Genomic DNA, 20,261 nt, shown 5'->3' with positions numbered 1-20,261 from the left:
GTCCGCGCGATGGGTCACAGTGGGCGGACCCGCGGTGGTGCGAGCCGATAGCCTGAGGGCGCGCCGGACTGTGATGGGACTCGCAGAGGATGATGTTTCTCGCGAGTAACATCCGTGGCAGGCTTGGAGAGACCGTTAACCAGAAGGGGTCCCACACGCTATGAAGATCGTCGTCTGCGCGAAGTTCGTGCCGGATGCCACCGCGGACCGCCGCTTCCGCCCGGAGGACAACACGGTGGACCGCGCCGGTGTCGACGGGCTGCTGTCCGAGCTGGACGAGTACGCCGTCGAGACCGCGCTGACCGTCAAGGAATCCGGTGATGCCGAGGTGACGGTGCTGACCGTCGGCCCGGAGCAGGCCGCCGACGCGGTGAAGAAGGGCCTGCAGATGGGCGCGGACGCCGGGGTGCACGTGCTGGACGACGCGATCCACGGCTCGGACGCGGTCGCCACCTCGCTGGTCCTGTCCAAGGCGCTGGCCAAGCTCGAGGCCGACCTGGTGATCTTCGGGATGGGCTCGACCGACGGGTCGATGGGCGTCGTCCCGGCGATGGTGTCGGAGCGGCTCGGGCTGCCGGCCGTGACGCTGGGCTCGGAGGTGACCGTCGACGGGCAGACCGTCCGGATCCGCCGCGACGGCGACACCGCGAGCGACACGATCGAGGGCACGCTGCCGCTGGTGCTGAGCGTCTCCGACCAGGCGAACGAGCCGCGCTACCCGTCGTTCAAGGGCATCATGGCGGCGAAGAAGAAGCCAGTGGAGACCTGGTCGCTGGCCGACCTCGAGCTCTCGGCCGACCAGGTCGGCGGCTCGGCCGCGTGGACCGAGGTGGTCGAGGTGACCGCCCGGCCGCCGCGCACGGCCGGCACGATCGTCGCCGACGAGGACGGTAGCGGTGCTACCCAGCTCGTCGAGTTCCTGTCCACCCACAAGTTCCTCTGAGGGGCGATCAGTTCATGTCGAACGTTCTGGTTCTCGTTGACCACACCGCCGGCCAGGTCCGCAAGACCACCGCGGAGCTCCTCACCATCGCCCGCCGCCTCGGTGAGCCGGTGGCGGTCTTCGTCGGCGACGGCGTACAGGACGCGCTGCCGGCGCTCGGGCAGTACGGCGCGACCAAGGTGATCGCGCTGACCGACCCGGAGCTGACCCAGTTCCTGGTGGCGCCGAAGGCCGAGGCGCTGCAGCAGGTCGCGGCCAAGGTCGAGCCGGCCGCGATCCTGATCTCGTCGAACGCCGAGGGCAAGGAGATCGCCGCCCGGCTGGCGGTCAAGCTGGACTCCGGCCTGATCACCGACGCCGTCGACGTCCAGCCGGGTCCGGTGACCACGCAGTCGGTGTTCGCGGGCAACTACACGGTCCAGGCCAAGATCACCCACGGCACGCCGATCATCACGGTCAAGCCGAACGCGGCCACCCCGGAGGCGGCCGAGACCTCGCCGGAGGTGGAGGAGTTCGACGTGACGATCTCCGACGCCGCCAAGACGGCGCGGATCACCGACTCCAAGCCGCGGGAGGCGACCGGCCGGCCGGAGCTGACCGAGGCCGCGATCATCGTGTCCGGCGGCCGCGGCACCGGTGGCGACTTCGGCCCGGTGGAGGCGTTCGCCGACTCGCTCGGCGCCGCCGTCGGCGCGTCCCGCGCGGCCGTCGACTCGGGCTGGTACCCGCACGCCTACCAGGTCGGCCAGACCGGCAAGACGGTCAGCCCGCAGCTGTACGTCGCGGCCGGCATCTCCGGCGCGATCCAGCACCGGGCCGGCATGCAGACCTCGAAGACGATCGTGGCCGTCAACAAGGACGAGGAGGCCCCGATCTTCGAGCTGGTCGACTTCGGTGTGGTCGGCGACCTGCACAAGGTCCTCCCGGCCGCCACCGAGGAAGTCACCAAGCGCAAGTCCTGACCCGCAGGCTCGACGGCCCGGCCCGGAACCCCTCCCGGACCGGGCCGTCGCTGTGCCCGGGCTGGTGCGGAGGACTAGCATCCGCCAGGTGCGGATCTGGGTGAGCGGAGCCAAAGGGAAACTGGGTGGCGAGGTCTGCCGGCAGCTGGCTGCCGACGGACACACGGTCGTCGAAGCCGATGTCGTCGGGCCGGACGCCGTGGACCTGCTGGATCGTGAGGCCGTCGCCCGGTCGCTGCGAGGAGCCGAGGCGATCGTGCACTGCGCGGCCATCCCCAGCCCGGAGAACACCGAGCCGGCGGAGCTGGTCCGGATCAACGTGCTGACGACGTTCAACGCCCTCGAGGAGGCGTGGAAAGAGGACATCCGGACGGCCGTGCTCGCCTCCAGCGGCTCGATCTACGGCACCGCGTGGTCACCGGAGGAGCTCGCCGTACCCGAGGTCCCGATCACCGAGGACACGCCGCTCCGCTACGTCGATCCGTACGCGCTCACGAAGGACATCCTCGAGCGCACCGGCGCGTCGTACGCCCGTCGGGGACTGCAGGTCACCGCCCTGCGCTTCCACTGGATCCTCACGCCGGACGACGTACGCCGCTCGATCGCCGAGGCGCCGCCGGAGGACAACCGCCGCAACCTCTGGGGGTACGTCGACCTCAGCGAAGCGGCCCGGGCCTGTGTGCTGTCGCTGCGACCGCGTCCGGAGGCGGACCGCTTCGCCACCTTGGTCATCGCCGCCGAGGACACCGGCATGCATCAACCGACGGCCGACCTCGTCGCGACGTACCTCCCGGACACCGAGGTCCGCGCCGAGCTCCCCGGCACGACCTCCCTCTTCGACTCCACTCGCGCCGCCGAGGTGATCGGGTGGACCCATCGCAGCCGTTGGCGCGACGGCTACTGAATCCAGACGGGCCGGCGGGAGTCGATGCCGGTGCCGTAGTCGGGGTCGCGGCCGCGGACGAGGAGCCAGTGATCGGTGGCGCGGGCCCGGTAGAGACGCAGGTCGGCCGGGGCCCGGAGCTCGTCGGGTCCGAACGAGCGCAGGCCGGCCAGGCGCGCCGAGTAGAACGCAGCACACCGCTCGAGCTCGTCGTCGGGCACGAGCTCGACCCGCGCGCGCAGGTAGACGGCGGACGCCTGGCCGACGGCGACGCTGGAGTCGTAGACGACGATGCTGACGTCCGGATTCCGCGCCACGTTGACCGAGTGCTCCGCGTCCGGCGACGAGACCCAGTAGAAGTCGGCGTGCCCGTCCGGTGTGAAGTACACCGGCGACACCCACGGCCGCCCGTCCGCGCCGACGGTCGCCAGCGTCATGTACTTGTTCGCCTCGATCACCGCGGCCGCCCGCTGATCGAGAATCTCCTGGGACATCACAGCTCCTCTCGGACCACGTCGTACGTCAGGTGCACCGCGGCCGGGGTGGCCACGGCCTCGCGCTGGACCAGTCGCAGCGGTGCGATCGTCGTCCGTTCGAAGAGCGGGGTGCCGTCGCCGAGCACGATCGGTGCCACATGGATGCGTACCTCGTCGACCAGGCCGGCGTACAGGTACTGGCGGCAGAGGTTCCCGCCGCCCATGATCATCACGTCCCGGTCACCGGCGGCCTTCCGCGCGAGCTCCAGCGCCCGGTGGATCCCGTCCGTGACGAACTCGAACCAGCCGTCCAGCCGGACCTTCGCCGGCGGGTGCGACGTGACCACGAGGATCGGCGGCCGCTCGTCGTCGCCGGTCCCGCCGGGGTCGTCCCCGGTCCAGCCGTGCGGCCCGTCGACGAGGTCGAACGTACGCCGTCCCATCAGCACCGCGCCGACACCGCGATGGGTCCGCTCGAGCGCCTCCTTGTCGGCGCCGGTCCGGTCGTCGGCCACGATCCAGTCGTGCAGCGGCTCGCCGCCGATGCCGAGCCCGTGGGCGAGGTCCGCGCCGGGACCGGTGACGAATCCGTCCAGCGAGGTGGTGATGTCCAGCAGCACGCGTCCCATCGTCGTTCTCCGTTCGTTCCGGGTTGGTGCCTCCAGGCTCGGCTCCGGGCGTACGGAATGTCGTCCGTGGCCGGCACGGATCCACCACGGAAAGCACCGCCCGCCGGGCATGATGGGGCGATGACCGAGGTGTCCGCACGCGAGGCCGAGGTGCTGGCCGCGCTCGCCGGCGGCCGCTCGAACGCCCAGATCGCCCGGCGGCTCCACATCAGCGTGCGCACGGTCGAGAGCCACGTCTCGTCGTTGCTGCGCAAGTACGGCGTCGCGGACCGCCGCGAGCTGGCCGGGCTGGCGGATCAGCCGGACTTCAATGTCCAGGCCGGCCCGGGTACGACGTTCGTCGGCCGGGAGAACGAGCAGACCGAGCTGCTGGCCGCGCTGGCCAGCAACCGGCTGGTCAGCCTCCTCGGCCCGGGCGGGGTCGGCAAGACCCGCCTGGCCCTGCGGGTCGCGGCCGAGATCGGCGGCAGCTATCCGTACGGCGGTGCCTTCGTCGACCTGGTCCCGGTGCGCCCCGGCTTCGTGGTGGCCGCGGTCGCCGAGGCGCTCGGCGTACGGGAGCAGCCGCCGCAGACCGTGGTCGAGGCCTTGCTCGAGCGGCTGCGGCGCGGGCGGACCCTGCTCGTCCTCGACAACTGTGAGCATCTGGTGGACGAGGTCGGTGACCTGGTGGCGCGCATCCTGGAGCGGGCGCCGGACACCGCAGTACTGGTGACGAGCCGGGAGCGCATCGGGGTGGCGGGGGAGCGGCCGGTTCAGCTGGGGCCGCTGGCGCTCGGGTCGGAAGCGGAGCAACTCTTCCGGGACAGGGTCGCCCTGGTCGCGCCTGAGCTGGCAGCCGACGTGGCGGCGCGACTGTGTGCGGCGTTGGACGGTATGCCGCTGGCGATCGAGCTGGCCGCGGCCCGGGCGGGTTCGCTCGGGCCGGACGGGTTGCTGGCCGCGCTGGACGACCGGCTGCGGCTCGTCACGGGCGGGCGCGGGCCGAGCGAGCGTCACCACTCCCTCGCACAGGTCATCGGGTGGAGCTACGACCTGCTGGACGACGCCGAGCGAGACCTGTTCCGTCGGCTCGCCGTCTTCGCCGGTGGGTTCGACCTCGACGCGGCCGTTGCCCTCAGCCCGGCCGGCAGGACCGAGGTGAGCGATCTGCTCGGCCGCCTGACCGACAAGAGCCTGCTGCACCGGACTCAACTCGACCACACCAGCCGGTGGCGGATGCTGGAGACCGTCCGCGCCTTCGCGCGGGACGAGCTCGATCAGCGGGCGGAGTACGACGCGGTCGCCGCGCTGCACCTCGCCTGGGCCGCGAGCACGGCCGAGCGGCTGGAGGCGCGGCTCGAGCAGGGCGAGGACTGGCAGAGCGAGTTCGACCTCGTGAACGCCGACCTCCGCGCCGCCGTACGTCGCCCGCAGGCCCACCGACTGGCGAGGCGACTGGCACACCTGACCTTTGCGCGCAAACGGTTCGTCGAGGCCCGCGAGCACTACCTGACCGCGGCCGCACAGGCCGAGGACGCGGCACAGCTGTACGACGACCTCCGCGACGCGGCCGACGCGGCGTTGGCGATCGCGGACGCGAGGCATGCCTTCGAGCTGATGATGCGGGCAGCCGCCGAGGCAGATCGGCCGGACGCGGCGGCGTACGCGGTCAGCATTGTGAACCGCTACGATCCGGGGCCGGTCCCGGACGACCGTGGCGCCGGACTGATACCCGACGACGTGGACAGCGTCGCGGTCCGGATCGCCCGGGCCTGGGTGGCTCGGACCGATCTGACGCTCGCGGAGACGGCGGTCGAGGCCGCCCGCCAGGCGAACGACCCGCTCGACCTGATGAACGCGCTGGACGTGTACAGCGTTGCGCTGGCGAACGCCGGCCGCCTCGCGGACGCCCGGCGAACCGCTGAGGAGAGGCTGGACCTCGCGGCGACGCTTCCGGACCACGAGCCGCGGGCGGTCGCTGAGATCGTGGACGCCTTCCACGTCGCGTCCACGACCGCCGTGGCGGTCGGCGACCTGGACGAGGCCCTCCGGCTGGCCCGGGTGACCGACGACCCGGTCCACGGGCATCCGTACATCACCGCTCCGCGCAAGATCCGCGCGTTCGCGCTCAGCGGGCTGTTCGCGGAGGCCGTCGAGGCGGCGGAGGTGATGTGGACGGGATGGCGTGCTGCCGGCTGTCCACCACGCGCCTGGATGGCGTCGTCGGCGGCGACAGCGGCGCTGGCCCACGGGCTCCTCGGCACCGGACAGGACGCGGTCTGGCAGGCCCGCGCGCTGGAGATCGCCCGGGTCGGGGACGCGGCCGAGTCTCCGGTCCTGGTCGCGACGGCCACTTTCGTCGACGCCCGCCTCGCGCTCCAGCGCCTGGACGGCGGCTTCGATGGGTCGCAGGAGGCCGGGAAGGTGGTCGAGCGGGCGTTCGCCGACTTCCCCGAGCCGTGGTGGGCGCCGTACGCCCGAGCCGCCGGGGCCGAGCTGGCGGCCGCCACAGGCGACCCGGACGCCGAGCGGTACCTCGCGCTCGCCGTCAGCGAGAACGCCTGGTCGGACGCCGTGCTGCAGCGCGCCCGGGGGCGGCTGACCGGTGACCGGGCCGCGCTCACCGAGGCGGCGGCCCGGTTCGAGCGGATCGGCGCCCGGTTCGAGCACGCCTACACCCTCACCCTGCTGTCCCACCGCTGAGGCCCGAGGAGCGGGAACAACCGCGGCGGACATACCCTTGAATCCGATATGACTTCTTCCGACCGTCGCACGGTGTACCTGGACCATGCCGCGACGACTCCGATGCTGCCGGCGGCGATCGAGGCGATGAGCCATCACCTCGCGCGGACCGGCAACGCGTCGTCCCTGCACGGCTCCGGCCGCGCCGCCCGCCGGACGGTCGAGGAGTCCCGGGAGACGATCGCCGCCGCGCTGGGCGCGCAGCCGAGCGAGGTGGTGTTCACCTCGGGCGGGACGGAGGCCGACAACCTCGCGCTGAAGGGCCTGTGGTGGGCCCGCCTGGCCGAGGACCCGCGCCGCCGCCGGATCCTGCTCAGCGGGATCGAGCACCACGCCGTCCTGGATCCGGCCGTCTGGCTGGCCCAGCACGAGCAGGCCGAGATCGAGTGGCTGCCGGTCGACGAGCTCGGCCGGGTGCGGCCGGACGACGTACGGCGAGCCGTCGAGCAGGACCCGGAGACCGTGTCCTTCGTCACGTTGATGCTGGCGAACAACGAGGTCGGCACGCTGCAGCCGGTCCAGGAGGTCGCGGCGCTGGCCCGCGAGTACGAGATCCCGGTGCACACCGACGCCGTCCAGGCGGTCGGGCAGGTGCCGGTGGACTTCTCCGAGCTCGGTGTGGACGCGATGACCGTGTCCGCGCACAAGGTCGGCGGGCCGTACGGGATCGGCGCGCTGGTCGTGCACAAGGAGACGACGCTGACGCCGGTCCTGCACGGCGGTGGTCAGGAGCGCGACGTCCGGTCGGGCACGCTGGACGCCCCCGCGACCGCGGGGTTCGCGGTCGCCGTGGAGCACGCGGTCAAGCACCAGGCCGACGAGGCGCGTCGGCTCACCGAGCTGCGGGACGCGCTCGTCCACGGGGTGGTCGGCACGATCGAGGGCGCCCAGCTGTCCGGCGACCCGACCGACCGTTTGCCCAACAATGCACACTTGTCCTTCAGCGACTGCGAGGGCGACTCGCTGTTGCTGCTGCTCGACGCGCGCGGGATCGAGGTCTCCACCGGGTCCGCGTGCAACGCCGGGGTCGCCGAGCCCAGTCATGTCCTGCTGGCCATGGGGTACGACGACCAGCGGGCGCGCGGGTCGCTCCGGTTCACCCTCGGGCACACCAGCACCCGCGCCGATGTCGACGCGGTCCTCGAGAACATCGGACCGGTGGTGGAGCGGGCCAGGTCCGCCGGTCTGCAGAACGTGGGAAGGAACACCTGATGCGGGTACTCGCAGCCATGTCCGGCGGGGTCGACTCCGCCGTCGCGGCGGCGCGGATGGCCGAGGCCGGGCACGACGTCGTCGGCGTGCACCTGGCGCTGAGCCGCAACCCGCAGTCCTACCGCAGCGGCGCCCGCGGCTGCTGCACGATCGAGGACTCCCGCGACGCCCGCCGCGCCGCGGACGTGATCGGCATCCCGTTCTACGTGTGGGACCTGGCCGAGCGCTTCCACGCCGACGTGGTCGAGGACTTCGTCAGCGAGTACGCCGCCGGCCGCACGCCGAACCCGTGCCTGCGCTGCAACGAGAAGGTGAAGTTCAGCGCCGTCCTCGAGCGGGCGCTCGCGCTCGACTTCGACGCGGTCGCGACCGGCCACTACGCGCGGATCGTGGAGACGGACGCCGGGCGCGAGCTCCATCAGGCCGTCGACCCGGCGAAGGACCAGTCCTACGTGCTCGGCGTCCTCACGCAGGAGCAGTTGCGGCACGCGTTCTTCCCGCTCGGTGACACGCCGAAGACGGAGGTCCGCGCGGAGGCCGAGCGGCGCGGGCTGTCGGTCGCGGCCAAGCCGGACAGCCACGACATCTGCTTCATTGCCGACGGCAACACCCCGGGCTTCCTCAGCAAGCACCTCGGCGAGGCGCCCGGCGACATCGTCGACGCGCAGGGCAACAAGCTCGGCGAGCACCAGGGCACCCACGGGTTCACCGTCGGCCAGCGCAAGGGCCTGAGGATCGGTACGCCGGCGGCGGACGGCAAGCCGCGGTTCGTCCTGGACATCAGCCCGGTCGACCGCACGGTCACCGTCGGATCGCGGGAGGAGCTCGCGGTGTCGTCGCTGACCGCGTCCAAGCCGCGGTGGTGCGGCCCGGAGCCGACGCAGGAGCTGCACGTGAAGGCCCAGTTGCGCGCCCACGGTGAGCAGGTCGCCGTCACCGCGCGGGTCGAGAACGACCAGGTGCACGTCACCTTCGATGAGCCCACGTCCGCGGTCGCCCCCGGCCAGGCCGTCGTCCTGTACGACGGCACCCGGGTCATCGGCTCCGCCACGATCGACACGGTCTCGCGCGTGGCGGCTCAGCACGCATGACCACGACCGGCCTGGGTTCGCTTCCGGGTGACGACCTCCGCGAGTGGACGAAGGTGCTGCTCGACGCGGTCGACATCCCGTATCTCGCCGAGCTGCCGGCGCGCCCGTACGGCGACATGGTCAGCCGCGCGGTCGCCGTACTGACCGAGCTGGCGGCCGACCTGCAACCGGTCGGCTGGCGGCTCACGGGCGGCAGTGACCCGCGGGCGAGTCTGGACCAGCGGCGGGCGCGTTCGCTGCTCGCCGAGGACCTGGATGTGCTCGAAGAGCTAGCGGACGGCTACACCGGGCCACTGAAGGTCCAACTGACCGGACCGTGGACCCTCGCGTCCACAGTCGAGCTGCCGCGCGGCGACAAGGTGCTCGCCGACCACGGCGCCCGGCGTGACCTGGCGGAGGCGCTCGCGCAGGGGCTGAGCGAGCACGTGGCCTCGGTACGGCGGCGGGTGCCCGGGGCGGAGGTCGTCGTACAGGTGGACGAGCCCGCGCTCCCCGCCGTACTCGCGGGAGCCGTGCCGACGGCATCCGGCTGGGGCAAGCACCGCTCGGTCGACGGACCGGGCGCTGTGGAGTTGCTGAGCCTGTTGACGACCGCGGCACCCACAGTCGTGCACTGCTGCGCCGCGCGACCACCGATCGAGGTCTTCACCAAGGCCGGCGCCTCCGGAATCGCCGTGGACATCTCACTTCTCAACCCCGCGGCCTGGGACCAGCTCGCGTTGGCAGCGGAAGCCGGCACGACCGTCTACGCCGGCCTGATCCCGACCACCGGCCCGATCCCCGACCCGGAGAAGGCCGCCGATCCACTCGTACGCCGCTGGCGCGAGCTCGGCCTGGACCCGGAGCTGCTGAAGCAGGTCGTGATCACCCCGGCCTGCGGTCTCGCGGCCTCCCCGTCGACGGCCGACGCCCGGCAGCGACTCGACCTGCTCCGCCGGACCGCCGACGTCGTCGCCGAGGCTGCCGAGAACACCTGAAACGTCGGTGCCCGGCGGTAAATTCGGGTCATGAGCACGGAGATCCCGGAGACGACTGCCGCCGAACAGCCCGCCGCGCCGCCGGAGGTGCGCGAGCGGCACGCCGCCCTGAGCCAGGAGATCGAGGAGCACCGGGTCAGGTACTACCTGGCCTCCTCGACCATCTCGGACGCCGACTTCGACGCGCTCATGCACGAGCTGCAGGGGCTCGAGGAGCAGTACAACGAGCTCCGCACGCCGGACTCGCCGACGCAGAAGGTCGGCATCCCGATCTCCACCCTGTTCACCCCGGTGCAGCACCCGACCCGGATGGAGAGCCTGGCGAACGCGTTCTCCGCCGAGCAGATGGAGGCGTGGGCGAAGCGGCTGGAGCGCGAGGTCACGGTCCGGCAGATCCACGACAGCGGCTTCCTCTGCGAGCTCAAGGTCGACGGTCTCGCCCTCGACCTGGTCTACGAGAACGGCAAGCTCGTCACCGGCGCGACCCGCGGCGACGGCCGCACCGGTGAGGACGTCACGCTGAACGTCCGCACCATCAAGAGCATCCCGAACCAGCTGCAGGGCAAGGACCTGCCGGCCTTCCTCGAGGTCCGCGGCGAGGTGTACTTCCGGGTCGAGGACTTCGAGGAGCTGAACGCGCAGCTGGTCGAGGCCGGCAAGGACCCGTTCTCCAACCCGCGCAACAGCGCCGCGGGCTCGCTGCGGCAGAAGGACCCGCGGGTCTCCGCGAGCCGCCCGCTGCGGTTCGTCGTCCACGGTCTGGGCCGGGTCGACGGCTACCACGTCGACCGGCTGTCGTCGGCGTACGAACAGCTCAAGGCCTGGGGCCTGCCGGTCAGCGACCGCGCGCGCAAGGTGGAGACGCTCGACCAGGTCAACGAGTTCATCGCGTACTACGGCGAGAACCGGCACTCGGTCGACCACGAGATCGACGGTGTCGTGGTGAAGGTGGACGAGGTCGACCTGCAGCGCGCGCTCGGGTCGACCTCGAGCGCGCCGCGCTGGGCGATCGCGTACAAGTACCCGCCGGAGGAGGTCACCACGAAGCTCCTCGACATCGAGGTGAACGTCGGCCGCACCGGCCGGGTCACGCCGTACGGGCGGATGGAGCCGGTCCGGGTGGCCGGGTCGACGGTCGAGTTCGCGACCCTGCACAACGCCCAGGAAGTAAAGCGCAAGGGCGTCCTGATCGGGGACACCGTCGTCCTCCGCAAGGCAGGGGACGTGATCCCGGAGATCCTCGGGCCGGTGGTCGAGCTGCGCCCGGACGAGGCGCGCGAGTTCGTGATGCCGGTGACCTGCCCGTCCTGCGGCACCGCGCTGCGGCCGATGAAGGAGGGCGACGTCGACATCCGCTGCCCGAACGCGCAGTCCTGCCCGGCGCAGCTGCGGGAGCGGATCTTCCACCTGGCCGGGCGGTCCGGGTTCGACATCGAGGTGCTCGGGTTCAAGGCCGCGGACGCGCTGATCGGCGACGGCCTGATCACCGACGAGGGCGACCTCTTCGGGCTGACCGCCGACGACCTGGCGCGCAGTGCCTTCTTCACCACCAAGGCCGGCTCGCTGTCGGCGAACGCCCAGCGCCTGCTGGCGAACCTCGAGACCGCCAAGACCCAGCCGCTGGCCCGTGGCCTGGTCGCGTTGTCGATCCGGCACGTCGGCCCGACCGCGGCGCAGGCCCTGGCCGCGGTGTACGACGACATCGAGGCCGTCCGGGCGGCGAGCGAGGAGGAGCTGTCCGGGATCGAGGGGGTCGGGCCGACCATCGCCCATGCGGTGATCGAGTGGTTCCAGGTCGGCTGGCACCAGGCGATTGTGGACAAGTGGAAGGCGGCCGGCGTCCAGTTGCGCCAGGAGCGCACCGGTCCGAGCGTGCCGCAGACCCTCGCCGGGCTCTCGATCGTCGTGACCGGCACGGTCGAGGGCTTCAGCCGGGACGAGGCGACCGAGGCGATCGTGTCCCGTGGCGGCAAGGCGGCCGGTTCGGTCTCGAAGAAGACGTCGTTCGTCGTCGTCGGTGACTCGCCGGGATCGAAGTACGACAAGGCCGTCCAGCTCGGCGTTCCCATTCTGGACGCGGCCGGTTTCCAGGTCCTGCTCGACGACGGCGCCGACGCGGCGTCGAAGGTCGCGAGCACGCCCGAGCCCGGCGACGGTTAGGAAACACGTCCACGGACCGGTGGATCCGACGGCCGGCCTGAGCCGTCGGACTGTTAGTTTTGCACGTCGACACGTGGGTCAGAAGGAGCGAATATGACGACGCCGCCGCAGGGACCGTGGGGTCCTGGGCAGCCGGGGGGCCAGTCAGGCGGGCAGCACGGGGGTCAGGGAGGCCAGGGTGGCTGGGGACAACAGCCGCCAGGTCAGGGTGGTGGCGGCTGGGGCCAGCGCCCGCAGCAGCCCCAGCAACCTCCGCAGCAGGGCCAGCCTCCGCAGCAAGGCGGCGGGTGGGGTCAGCAGCCGGGCCAGCAGCCGGGTCAGCAACAGCCCGGGCGGCCGCAGCCGGGCCAGCCGTCCCACGGTCAGCCGGGCCAGGGTCAGCCGGGTCAGGGCGGCCAGGGCGGCTGGGGGCAGCGTTCCCCGCAGCAGGGCGGTAGCTCCTACCAGCAGCAGCCGTGGGGTCAGCAGGGCTCCCAGCAGCAAGGTGGCTGGCACCAGCAGCAGGGTCAGCCGCAGTGGCAGCCGCAGGGCGGCGGCTCGGGCGGTTCCGGTGGGTTCGGCAAGGACAAGATGCCGCTGCTGATCGGCGGTGGCGTGGTCGGCATCGTGCTGATCGGCCTGCTCGTGTTCCTCGGTGTCAAGGCGCTCGGCGGTGACGACGAGCCCGAGGCCGGCCCGACGACCTCGCAGTCCACCGAGCCGACCGGCGAACCGTCCAACGGCGGCGAGAACAACGGCTCGCTCGGCAACGCGACCGGTCAGGCCAAGACGGCGACCGAGAAGCTGCAGGGCGACGGCTACCAGTGCAGCGACCTGTTCAACACCGGCCAGGGCGCGCACCGCGGCTGCTTCAAGTACGACGGTCCGACCGCGGCCGAGGCGATCTTCCAGTTCCAGCCCGACGGCACGATCATCGGCGTCAAGCTGCTGTCGACGAACCGGGAGAACGTCAACAACGCCGGGGTCACCTTCGACTCGGCGCTGCAGGCGATCGGCAACGACACCTTCGGCGGCAGCGAGGTGAAGAAGATCCAGGACGCGGTCAAGACCGGGCAGAAGTCGCAGAAGGTCGGCAGCACCTGGGGCGAGTTCGAGCTGTCGCACTCCGGTGACCGGCTCGAGCTGTCCGGCGGGAAGTCCGGCTCGGACTCCTTCGACCTGCCCCGGAAGAGCTTCGACACCACCGCGGAGCAGCTGGTCGCCGCGCTGAAGGCGAAGAACTACGTCTGCACGACCTCCTGCAGCAAGAAGGTCGGCAAGTACGGCACCCAGCGGGTCTACTCCTACGGCACCAAGGGCGAAGGCCTGCGGAGCGTCGAGGTGAGCGCGTCGGGCGAGCCGGAGGACGTCAAGAAGGCGTTCCCGGCGGCGGTCAACGACGCGTTCGGCGCGATCAAGGGTGAGGACATCGCGGCCCTGAAGGCGTACCTGCAGGCGCACAGTGACGGCAAGGCGTACTCTGCCTATGTCGCCGGGTGGCGGGTCAACATCATCGCGGACAAGGACGACACCTACGCGAGGTCGGAGATCGAGATCGAGTACGAGTCCTTCTACGTCTGAGCCGGTACGACGGGAGTCGGATGAAGTTCCCCAAGGAGAAGCGGGAGTCCCGGACGGTGGTCACGCCGCCGCCCGAGGCACTCCAGCGGGTCGACGGCGGCGGTCCGTGGGGGCCGACCCAGTTCGACCTCCCGGACCGCAGCGGCAGCAACGGCCAGACGATCCTGATCGTCGTCCTGGTCGGCGTCGTGGTCCTGCTGATCCTGGCCGGCCTCTGGACCTTCGCCTACTTCCGCTTCAGCTAGCCACCACAGAAACCCCTCTCCGTCCACGGAGAGGGGTTTCTGGCTGTACGACGACCTTCGCGCCGCGCGCGGTTACGCGGTGGCGCGGATGGTGACGGCGAGGGAGGCCAGGTAGCTGAGGCGGGCGACCTCGGAGCCCAGGAACTCGGGCCCGCCGCGCCGGCCGATCACGAGGATCCGGTGGCCGGACTCCAGCGGCGCGGCGACGAGCACCGACTCCGCCAGCCCCTTGTGCTGATCGGGCGCCGCCAGCGTCGACGCCTTCTCCAGCGGCAACCACGCCTCGGCCATGTCACCGAACTCCGGCGTCGCGCTCGTCTCCAGCGCGACCTTCACCTCGCTGCCGGTACCGTCCAGCAGAGCGGCCCAGTCGGCGTGCAGCACCGCGGGCGACTGCTCGACCAGGATGTCGATCGCGTCGGCGGGCGCGGACGTCATCTGCTCGACGGCCTCGAGGTCCATGTGCAGTCCACCGCCGGCGCCGTACCGGGAGAACCAGATGACCTCGACGCCGGGCACGCCGTTGCAGGCGGAGACCAGGCGGTCGGGCAGCACACCGGGCGGCAGGTCGACCACGATGTCGTCGACGGCCGTGCCGTTCTCGCGGCGGTGCTCGACGATCTCGATCGCGTGGATGTCGGCGTTCACCTCGCCGAGGGCGGTGGCCACCGTGCCCAGCGAACCGGGGCGGTCCGGGATGATCAAGCGCAGCAGGAACACCGAACGATCATCTCCCAGCCCATCACCGTGCGCGTAACGCCTTGTCGCCGCCAATGTTACAGAGCGGAGCGCGAGGACACGCCCGGCCCGTCCATCCGGCGGCCGGTCCGGCGTTGTCCACAGCACCGGGACCGAGGCAACACGAGCGTCACACGAGCCCACTAGGATGGCCGGGTCCGGTCGGAAACCAGCCCGGTCATCCTGCGAAACCATTGGATCAGTTCATGCCATCGATTACCCGCGAAGAGGTCGCGCACCTGGCGCGACTGGCGCGGATCGAGCTCACCGACGCCGAGCTCGACCACCTCGCTCCCCAGCTCGACCAGATCATCGCCCTGGTCGGGCAGGTCAGCCAGGTGGCCGCGGACGACATCCCGCCGACCTCGCACGCCCTGCCGATCACCAACGTGATGCGGCCGGACGAGAACGTGCCGTGCCTCACGCCGGAGCAGGCGCTGTCCGGCGCTCCGGCCGCGGAGGAGCAGCGTTTCCGGGTGCCGCGGATCCTGGAGGAGGACTGATGGGTGACCTGACCCGCAAGACCGCGGTCGAGCTCGGCGAGCTGATGACGTCCGGCCAGGCCAGCTCGGTGGAGATCACCCAGGCCCACCTGGACCGGATCGCCGCCGTCGACTCGTCCGTGCGCGCGTTCCTGCACGTGGACACCGAGGGCGCGCTGGCGCAGGCGGCCGAGGTGGACCGGAAGCGTTCGGCGGGGGAGGAGCTCGGCCCGCTCGCCGGCGTCCCGCTCGCCCTCAAGGACGTGCTCACCCAGGAGGGTGTGCCGACCACGGCCGGCTCGAAGATCCTCGAGGGCTGGAAGCCGCCGTACGACTCGACCGTGGTCAAGCGGTTGAAGGCGGCCGGCATCGTCATCCTCGGCAAGACCAACATGGACGAGTTCGCGATGGGCTCCTCCACGGAGAACTCGGCGTACTTCACCACCCACAACCCGTGGGACCTGAGCCGGATCCCGGGTGGTTCCGGCGGCGGGTCGTCGGCCGCGGTCGCGGCGTACGAGGCGCCGCTCGCGATCGGCACCGACACCGGCGGCTCGATCCGGCAGCCCGGTGCGTTCACCGGCACGGTCGGTGTCAAGCCGACGTACGGCGGTACGTCGCGGTACGGGCTGATCGCGCTGGCGTCGTCGCTCGACACGCCTGGTCCGTGTGCGCGCACGACGCTCGACACCGCGCTGCTGCACGAGGCGATCGCCGGGTACGACCCGATGGACTCCACGTCGATCAAGCAGGACGTTCCGCCGGTGGTCGAGGCCGCCCGGCGTGCGGACGTGAACGGTCTGCGCATCGGCGTGGTCAAGGAGCTCGGCGGTGAGGGCTACCAGCCGGGTGTCGAGGCCCGCTTCCACGAGGCGGTCGAGCTGCTCACCAAGCTCGGCGCCGAGGTGGTCGAGGTCTCCTGCCCACACTTCGAGTACGCGCTGCCGGCGTACTACCTGATCCTGCCGAGCGAGGCCTCGTCCAACCTGGCCAAGTTCGACGCGATGCGCTACGGGCTGCGCGTCGGCGACGACGGCGAGAACAGCGCGGAGAAGGTGATGAGCCTGACCCGCGAGGCCGGTTTCGGCGACGAGGTCAAGCGGCGGATCATGCTCGGCACGCACGCCCTGTCCAGTGGGTACTACGACGCCTACTACGGCCAGGCGCAGAAGGTCCGGACGCTGATCCAGCGCGACTTCGCCAACGCCTACGAGCAGGTCGACGTCCTGGTCTCGCCGGCCACGCCGACGACCGCGTTCCCGGTCGGCGACCGCGCCGACGACCCGATCGCGATGTACAAGAACGACCTGTGCACGATCCCGGTCAACCTGGCCGGCAACGCGGCCGCGTCGTTCCCGTGCGGCCTGGCCGACGAGGACAACCTGCCGGTCGGCTTCCACGTGATGGCCCCGGTGATGCGCGACGACCTGCTGTACCAGGTCGGCTCCGCGCTCGAGGCCGCCCTGGCCGAGCAGTGGGGCGGCGTCCTGATGGCACAGGCTCCGGAGCTGGAGGTGACCCGATGACCGTCGACGTTCTCGAGATCGGCGACGCGCTGGCGCAGTACGACCCGGTGATGGGCCTCGAGGTCCACGTCGAGCTGAACACGAAGTCGAAGATGTTCTGCGGCTGCCCGACCGTGTTCGGCGCGCCGCCGAACACGCAGACCTGCCCGGTCTGTCTCGGCCTGCCGGGCGCGCTGCCGGTGGTGAACGCGCGCGCGGTCGAGTCCGCGATCAAGATCGGTCTGGCGCTGAACTGCCAGATCGCCGAGTGGTGCCGGTTCGCCCGGAAGAACTACTTCTACCCGGACATGCCGAAGAACTTCCAGACCTCGCAGTACGACGAGCCGATCGCGTACGACGGCTGGACCGAGGTGGTCGTCGACGGCGAGACGTACCGGATCGAGATCGAGCGCGCGCACATGGAGGAGGACACCGGCAAGTCCACCCACGTCGGTGGCGCGACCGGCCGGATCCACGGCGCCTCGCACTCGCTGGTCGACTACAACCGGGCCGGTATCCCGCTGATCGAGATCGTCACCAAGACGATCGAGGTGCCGGCCGAGAAGGCCGCCGCGGTCGCCCGGGCGTACGTCAGCATGCTCCGGGACCTGCTGCTCGCGCTCGACGTCTCCGACGTCCGGATGGACCAGGGATCCCTGCGCTGCGACGCGAACGTCTCGCTGAAGCCGAAGGGCTCCACGGTCCTGGGGACGCGGACCGAGACGAAGAACGTGAACTCGTTCCGCTCGGTCGAGCGTGCGATCACCTACGAGATCACCCGGCAGGCGGCCGTCCTGTCCGGTGGCGGCAAGGTCGTGCAGGAGACCCGGCACTGGCACGAGGACACCGGCATCACCACGTCCGGCCGGGAGAAGTCGGACGCGGAGGACTACCGGTACTTCCCCGAGCCCGACCTGGTCCCGGTCGCCCCGACCCGCGAGTGGGTCGAGGAGATCCGCTCGTCGTTGCCGGAGGCACCTTCCTTGCGGCGGGTCCGGCTGCAGGAGCAGTGGGGCTTCACCGACCTGGAGATGCGCGACGTCGTCAACGGCAACGCGCTGGAGCCGATCGTGAAGACGGTCGAGCTCGGCGTCACGCCGGCCGCGGCGAAGAAGTGGTGGCTGGGCGAGCTGGCCCGGGCGGCGAACGAGTCCGGCCAGGAGCTGGACGCGCTCGGCGTCGGCCCGGCCGAGGTCGCCGAGGTGCAGAAGCTGGTCGACGCGGGCTCACTGAACGACAAGCTCGCGCGGCAGGTGTTCGACGGCCTGATCAAGGGCGAGGGCACGCCGGCCGAGATCATCGAGAAGCGCGGGCTCGCCCTGGTCTCGGACGACTCCGCCCTGATCGAAGCCATCGACCGCGCGATCGCCGCCAACCCGGACGTCGTCGAGAAGGTCAACTCCGGCAAACCGGCCGCCGCCGGCGCCCTGATCGGCGCCGTCATGAAAGACATGCGCGGCCAAGCCGACGCAGCCAAAGTCCGCGAACTCCTCAACACCAAGCTGGGAATCTGAGCCAGACCCGGAGCCGGCCCTAGTCCGGCTCCGGGGTTTCTGGTTGTCGAGCCGCGCGATTGTGCTCGGTACGCTCCGCCGGCTCAGGACCGACCTCTTACACGACCCGGAACCGGCGGGCCGGGCGCCGACGGTCTGCAAGCCCGAGCGGGTCGGGCGTGTGCTTCAACCGGAGTAGCCCGGCTTACCGACTGCTGGGATCTGGAGCCGGCCGGTCGGCCGGCTCTAGATCCTGACGTCAGGCTGCGCGCTTGTGTTCGGTGCGTTCCTCCGGCTCGGCGACGACCTCTTGCTCGACTGGGGCTTGGTCGGCGTCTGCGGTGTAGTCGGTGGCGCCGGCGGTCGTGAGGAGCGTGTGGGCGACGGACAGTTCGTCGGCCGGGCAGCGGAGTTCGTAGCGGGTCGGCACTACCTCGGTCTCGACAGCGTCCGGGCGGTTGCGGATCAGCCCGCGGAAGAGTCCGTGCAGCGTGCCGAGCAGGCCGCCGTACACGAAACCCCAGACGACCACGGCGAGCCCGGTCAGGCTGGTCTCGGCGACCAGCGTGACGAACACCCCGGCCAGCAACCCGAGCACGGCGCCCCGCAGTGCACCCGCGGCGGTGAGCTTGACGACCGGCACGGCCTGCCGTTTTCGCGCCTGTCGCAGATCGGCCCCGACGATGCTCAGCGACCCCGCGTCCATCCCGAAACTTCGCAGATAGTCCGCTGTCCGCTGAGCGTCCTCGAAGCTGCCGACGGAAGCGATCACACTGCTGGGTACGACGGACACCTGGTCGGGCCGCATCACTATCAATCCTCCTCTGGCGCTGTGGGCTCTCTCCACAAGTACCAGACGACCAAAGCCCTTAAACGGTTGGCGCGAAGAGGGCCAGGATGTCGCGGGATCAGCCGCTGACGGTGGTCGGGATCAGGGGCTAACGGTGCTCGGGATCAGCGGCTGACGGTGGTCGGGGTCAGCGACTAGTAGTGCTCGGGATCAGCTGCTGATGGTGATGCGGGGTCAGCGGCTGATGGTGATGCGGAGGATGCGGTCGTCGCCGTCGCGGGTGTCGCCGCGGCCGTCGGTGTTCGAGGTGGTCAGCCAGAGCGAGCCGTCCGGCGCGGTCTCGACCGTCCGCAGCCGGCCGAGCTCGTTCGTGAAGAACGCCTGCGGTTCACCTGTTCGTTTGCCTCCGGCAACCGGAATCGCCCACAGCCGTTCACCCCGCAGCGACGCCATGAACACGTGTCCCTGGGCGAACGCGATCCCCGACGGCGACGCCTCGTCCGTGCGCCACTGCGCGATCGGATTCGTCATCCCGTCCACGGTCTCGATCCCCTCCGCGGCCGGCCAGCCGTAGTTCGCGCCGGAGGTGATCGTGTTCAGCTCGTCCCACGTGTTCTGCCCGAACTCGGCGGCGTACAACTGGTTCCCGTCGAAGGCCAGACCCTGGACGTTCCGGTGACCCTTCGAGAACCACAGCCGCCCGCCCGGATTGCCCGGGGCCGCCTTGCCGTCGGTGGTGATGCGCAGGATCTTCCCGCCCAGCGAGCCGTCGTTCTGCGAGTTCGGCCGGTCGCCGCCGTCGCCGGTCCCGGCGTACAGGAAACCGTCGGACCCGAACCGGAGCCGGCCGCCGTTGTGGATCGACGCCTCCGGGATCCCGTCCAGGATCACCTGCTGGTCGCTGAGCCGGTTGTCCCGGTACGTCAGCCGGGCGATCCGGTTGTCGCCGCCGGCGCTGTAGTACGCGTACACGTAGGGGCGGCTCGGGTACTGCGGGTCGACGGCCAGCCCGAGCAGTCCACCCTCGGATGACGGGTCCACGTCGTCGACCTCACCCACCTCGCTCACCCGGCCACCGGCGATCCGCTTGACCTTCGCCGAGTCGCGCTCGGTCACCAGCGCGCTCTGGTCGGGCAGGAACGCGAGCCCCCACGGCACCTCGATCCCGGTGGCGACCGTTGAGGCCACGGCCAGCTTCACCGGGCCCTGTGCGGTGGGCGTGGTCCGCGGCGGCGCGGACGTCGTACCGGGGCTCGTCGGCGTGGGCGTAGTACTGCTGGGGCTGGTTGCCGACGTCCCCGAACCGGACGGCTCGCCGCCGTCGTCCGAACACCCGGCCACGAACGCGAGCGCCGCCACCATCACCGCTGCACGAGCCTTCACGCCGTCTC

General features: G+C 71.1%; 19 protein-coding genes. 13 read left to right on the top strand and 6 right to left on the bottom strand.

All coding sequences use genetic code 11. The features are described from left to right. Positions 1-160: 160 nt before the first annotated feature. From ACQPYZ_RS24785 to ACQPYZ_RS24775, 3 genes are all read left to right on the top strand, one after another. Positions 161-943 carry an electron transfer flavoprotein subunit beta/FixA family protein gene (locus tag ACQPYZ_RS24785; protein WP_433160321.1) on the top strand — a complete coding sequence of 261 codons (783 nt, stop codon included), beginning with the start codon at positions 161-163 and terminating at the stop codon, positions 941-943. A gap of 14 nt (positions 944-957) precedes the next feature. After that, positions 958-1,905 (top strand): electron transfer flavoprotein subunit alpha/FixB family protein, encoded by a 948-nt coding sequence (locus tag ACQPYZ_RS24780; protein WP_433160319.1) that lies wholly within the window; start codon positions 958-960, stop codon positions 1,903-1,905. An 88-nt stretch (positions 1,906-1,993) separates the two neighbouring features. Next, positions 1,994-2,809, top strand: coding sequence for an NAD-dependent epimerase/dehydratase family protein (locus ACQPYZ_RS24775; protein ID WP_433160317.1), 816 nt, complete (start codon positions 1,994-1,996; stop codon positions 2,807-2,809). On the opposite strand, the gene ACQPYZ_RS24770 is transcribed toward ACQPYZ_RS24775, so the two are convergent. Further along, the gene (locus tag ACQPYZ_RS24770; RefSeq protein WP_433160315.1) at positions 2,803-3,282 is read right to left on the bottom strand and encodes a pyridoxamine 5'-phosphate oxidase family protein; all 480 of its coding nucleotides are present in this window, start codon (positions 3,280-3,282) and stop codon (positions 2,803-2,805) included. The two genes, ACQPYZ_RS24775 and ACQPYZ_RS24770, sit on opposite strands and share 7 nt — an antisense overlap. Continuing rightward, positions 3,282-3,893: a dihydrofolate reductase family protein gene (locus tag ACQPYZ_RS24765; RefSeq protein ID WP_433160313.1), complete on the bottom strand. Its 612-nt coding sequence runs from the start codon at positions 3,891-3,893 to the stop codon at positions 3,282-3,284. The genes ACQPYZ_RS24770 and ACQPYZ_RS24765 overlap by 1 nt, the downstream gene beginning before the upstream one ends. 120 nt (positions 3,894-4,013) lie before the next feature. On the opposite strand from ACQPYZ_RS24765, the gene ACQPYZ_RS24760 reads away from it, so the two are divergent. The 5 genes from ACQPYZ_RS24760 to ligA are packed head-to-tail and all read left to right on the top strand — an operon-like array spanning position 4,014 to position 12,057. Then, a complete protein-coding gene (locus ACQPYZ_RS24760; protein ID WP_433160311.1) occupies positions 4,014-6,578 on the top strand; it encodes an ATP-binding protein in 2,565 nt (854 codons plus the stop codon). Positions 6,579-6,626: 48 nt separating this feature from the next. Continuing rightward, positions 6,627-7,829 (top strand): cysteine desulfurase family protein, encoded by a 1,203-nt coding sequence (locus ACQPYZ_RS24755; RefSeq protein WP_433160309.1) that lies wholly within the window; start codon positions 6,627-6,629, stop codon positions 7,827-7,829. Further along, entirely contained in the window at positions 7,829-8,920 is a 1,092-nt protein-coding gene (gene mnmA / locus ACQPYZ_RS24750; RefSeq protein ID WP_433160308.1) for a tRNA 2-thiouridine(34) synthase MnmA, read from the top strand. Before ACQPYZ_RS24755 ends, mnmA begins: the two co-directional genes overlap by 1 nt. Further along, the gene (locus tag ACQPYZ_RS24745; protein ID WP_433160306.1) at positions 8,917-9,897 is read left to right on the top strand and encodes a methionine synthase vitamin-B12 independent; all 981 of its coding nucleotides are present in this window, start codon (positions 8,917-8,919) and stop codon (positions 9,895-9,897) included. Before mnmA ends, ACQPYZ_RS24745 begins: the two co-directional genes overlap by 4 nt. Before the next feature lie 30 nt (positions 9,898-9,927). Further along, entirely contained in the window at positions 9,928-12,057 is a 2,130-nt protein-coding gene (gene ligA / locus ACQPYZ_RS24740; protein ID WP_433160304.1) for an NAD-dependent DNA ligase LigA, read from the top strand. A gap of 144 nt (positions 12,058-12,201) precedes the next feature. Here the strand turns inward: ligA and ACQPYZ_RS24735 are convergent, their stop codons facing one another. Then, positions 12,202-12,552 (bottom strand): hypothetical protein, encoded by a 351-nt coding sequence (locus tag ACQPYZ_RS24735; RefSeq protein WP_433160302.1) that lies wholly within the window; start codon positions 12,550-12,552, stop codon positions 12,202-12,204. A gap of 75 nt (positions 12,553-12,627) precedes the next feature. Between ACQPYZ_RS24735 and ACQPYZ_RS24730 the strand changes: the two genes are divergently transcribed. Together ACQPYZ_RS24730 and ACQPYZ_RS24725 are read left to right on the top strand one after the other, a co-directional pair. Beyond that, the gene (locus tag ACQPYZ_RS24730) at positions 12,628-13,617 is read left to right on the top strand and encodes a hypothetical protein (protein WP_433160301.1); all 990 of its coding nucleotides are present in this window, start codon (positions 12,628-12,630) and stop codon (positions 13,615-13,617) included. 20 nt (positions 13,618-13,637) lie between these two features. After that, positions 13,638-13,862: a hypothetical protein gene (locus ACQPYZ_RS24725; protein WP_433160299.1), complete on the top strand. Its 225-nt coding sequence runs from the start codon at positions 13,638-13,640 to the stop codon at positions 13,860-13,862. A 72-nt stretch (positions 13,863-13,934) separates the two neighbouring features. Here the strand turns inward: ACQPYZ_RS24725 and ACQPYZ_RS24720 are convergent, their stop codons facing one another. Then, on the bottom strand, positions 13,935-14,582 hold the full coding sequence (locus ACQPYZ_RS24720; RefSeq protein ID WP_433160297.1) for an ACT domain-containing protein: 648 nt from the start codon (positions 14,580-14,582) through the stop codon (positions 13,935-13,937). 224 nt (positions 14,583-14,806) lie between these two features. On the opposite strand from ACQPYZ_RS24720, the gene gatC reads away from it, so the two are divergent. Genes gatC through gatB form a run of 3 tightly spaced genes read left to right on the top strand, consistent with a single transcriptional unit; the run spans position 14,807 to position 18,101 of the window. Continuing rightward, positions 14,807-15,103, top strand: coding sequence for an Asp-tRNA(Asn)/Glu-tRNA(Gln) amidotransferase subunit GatC (gatC, locus tag ACQPYZ_RS24715; protein WP_433160295.1), 297 nt, complete (start codon positions 14,807-14,809; stop codon positions 15,101-15,103). After that, positions 15,103-16,608: an Asp-tRNA(Asn)/Glu-tRNA(Gln) amidotransferase subunit GatA gene (gene gatA / locus ACQPYZ_RS24710; RefSeq protein WP_433160293.1), complete on the top strand. Its 1,506-nt coding sequence runs from the start codon at positions 15,103-15,105 to the stop codon at positions 16,606-16,608. The genes gatC and gatA overlap by 1 nt, the downstream gene beginning before the upstream one ends. Then, positions 16,605-18,101, top strand: coding sequence for an Asp-tRNA(Asn)/Glu-tRNA(Gln) amidotransferase subunit GatB (gatB, locus tag ACQPYZ_RS24705; protein ID WP_433160291.1), 1,497 nt, complete (start codon positions 16,605-16,607; stop codon positions 18,099-18,101). Before gatA ends, gatB begins: the two co-directional genes overlap by 4 nt. 238 nt (positions 18,102-18,339) lie before the next feature. On the opposite strand, the gene ACQPYZ_RS24700 is transcribed toward gatB, so the two are convergent. Beyond that, on the bottom strand, positions 18,340-18,888 hold the full coding sequence (locus ACQPYZ_RS24700) for a general stress protein (RefSeq protein ID WP_433160289.1): 549 nt from the start codon (positions 18,886-18,888) through the stop codon (positions 18,340-18,342). A gap of 216 nt (positions 18,889-19,104) precedes the next feature. Next, on the bottom strand, positions 19,105-20,253 hold the full coding sequence (locus ACQPYZ_RS24695) for a PQQ-dependent sugar dehydrogenase (RefSeq protein ID WP_433160287.1): 1,149 nt from the start codon (positions 20,251-20,253) through the stop codon (positions 19,105-19,107). Positions 20,254-20,261 lie beyond the last annotated feature (8 nt).

Source organism: Kribbella sp. CA-247076, from assembly GCF_050942445.1.
Lineage (GTDB): Bacteria > Actinomycetota > Actinomycetes > Propionibacteriales > Kribbellaceae > Kribbella.
This window is presented reverse-complemented; position numbering and strand designations above follow the sequence as displayed.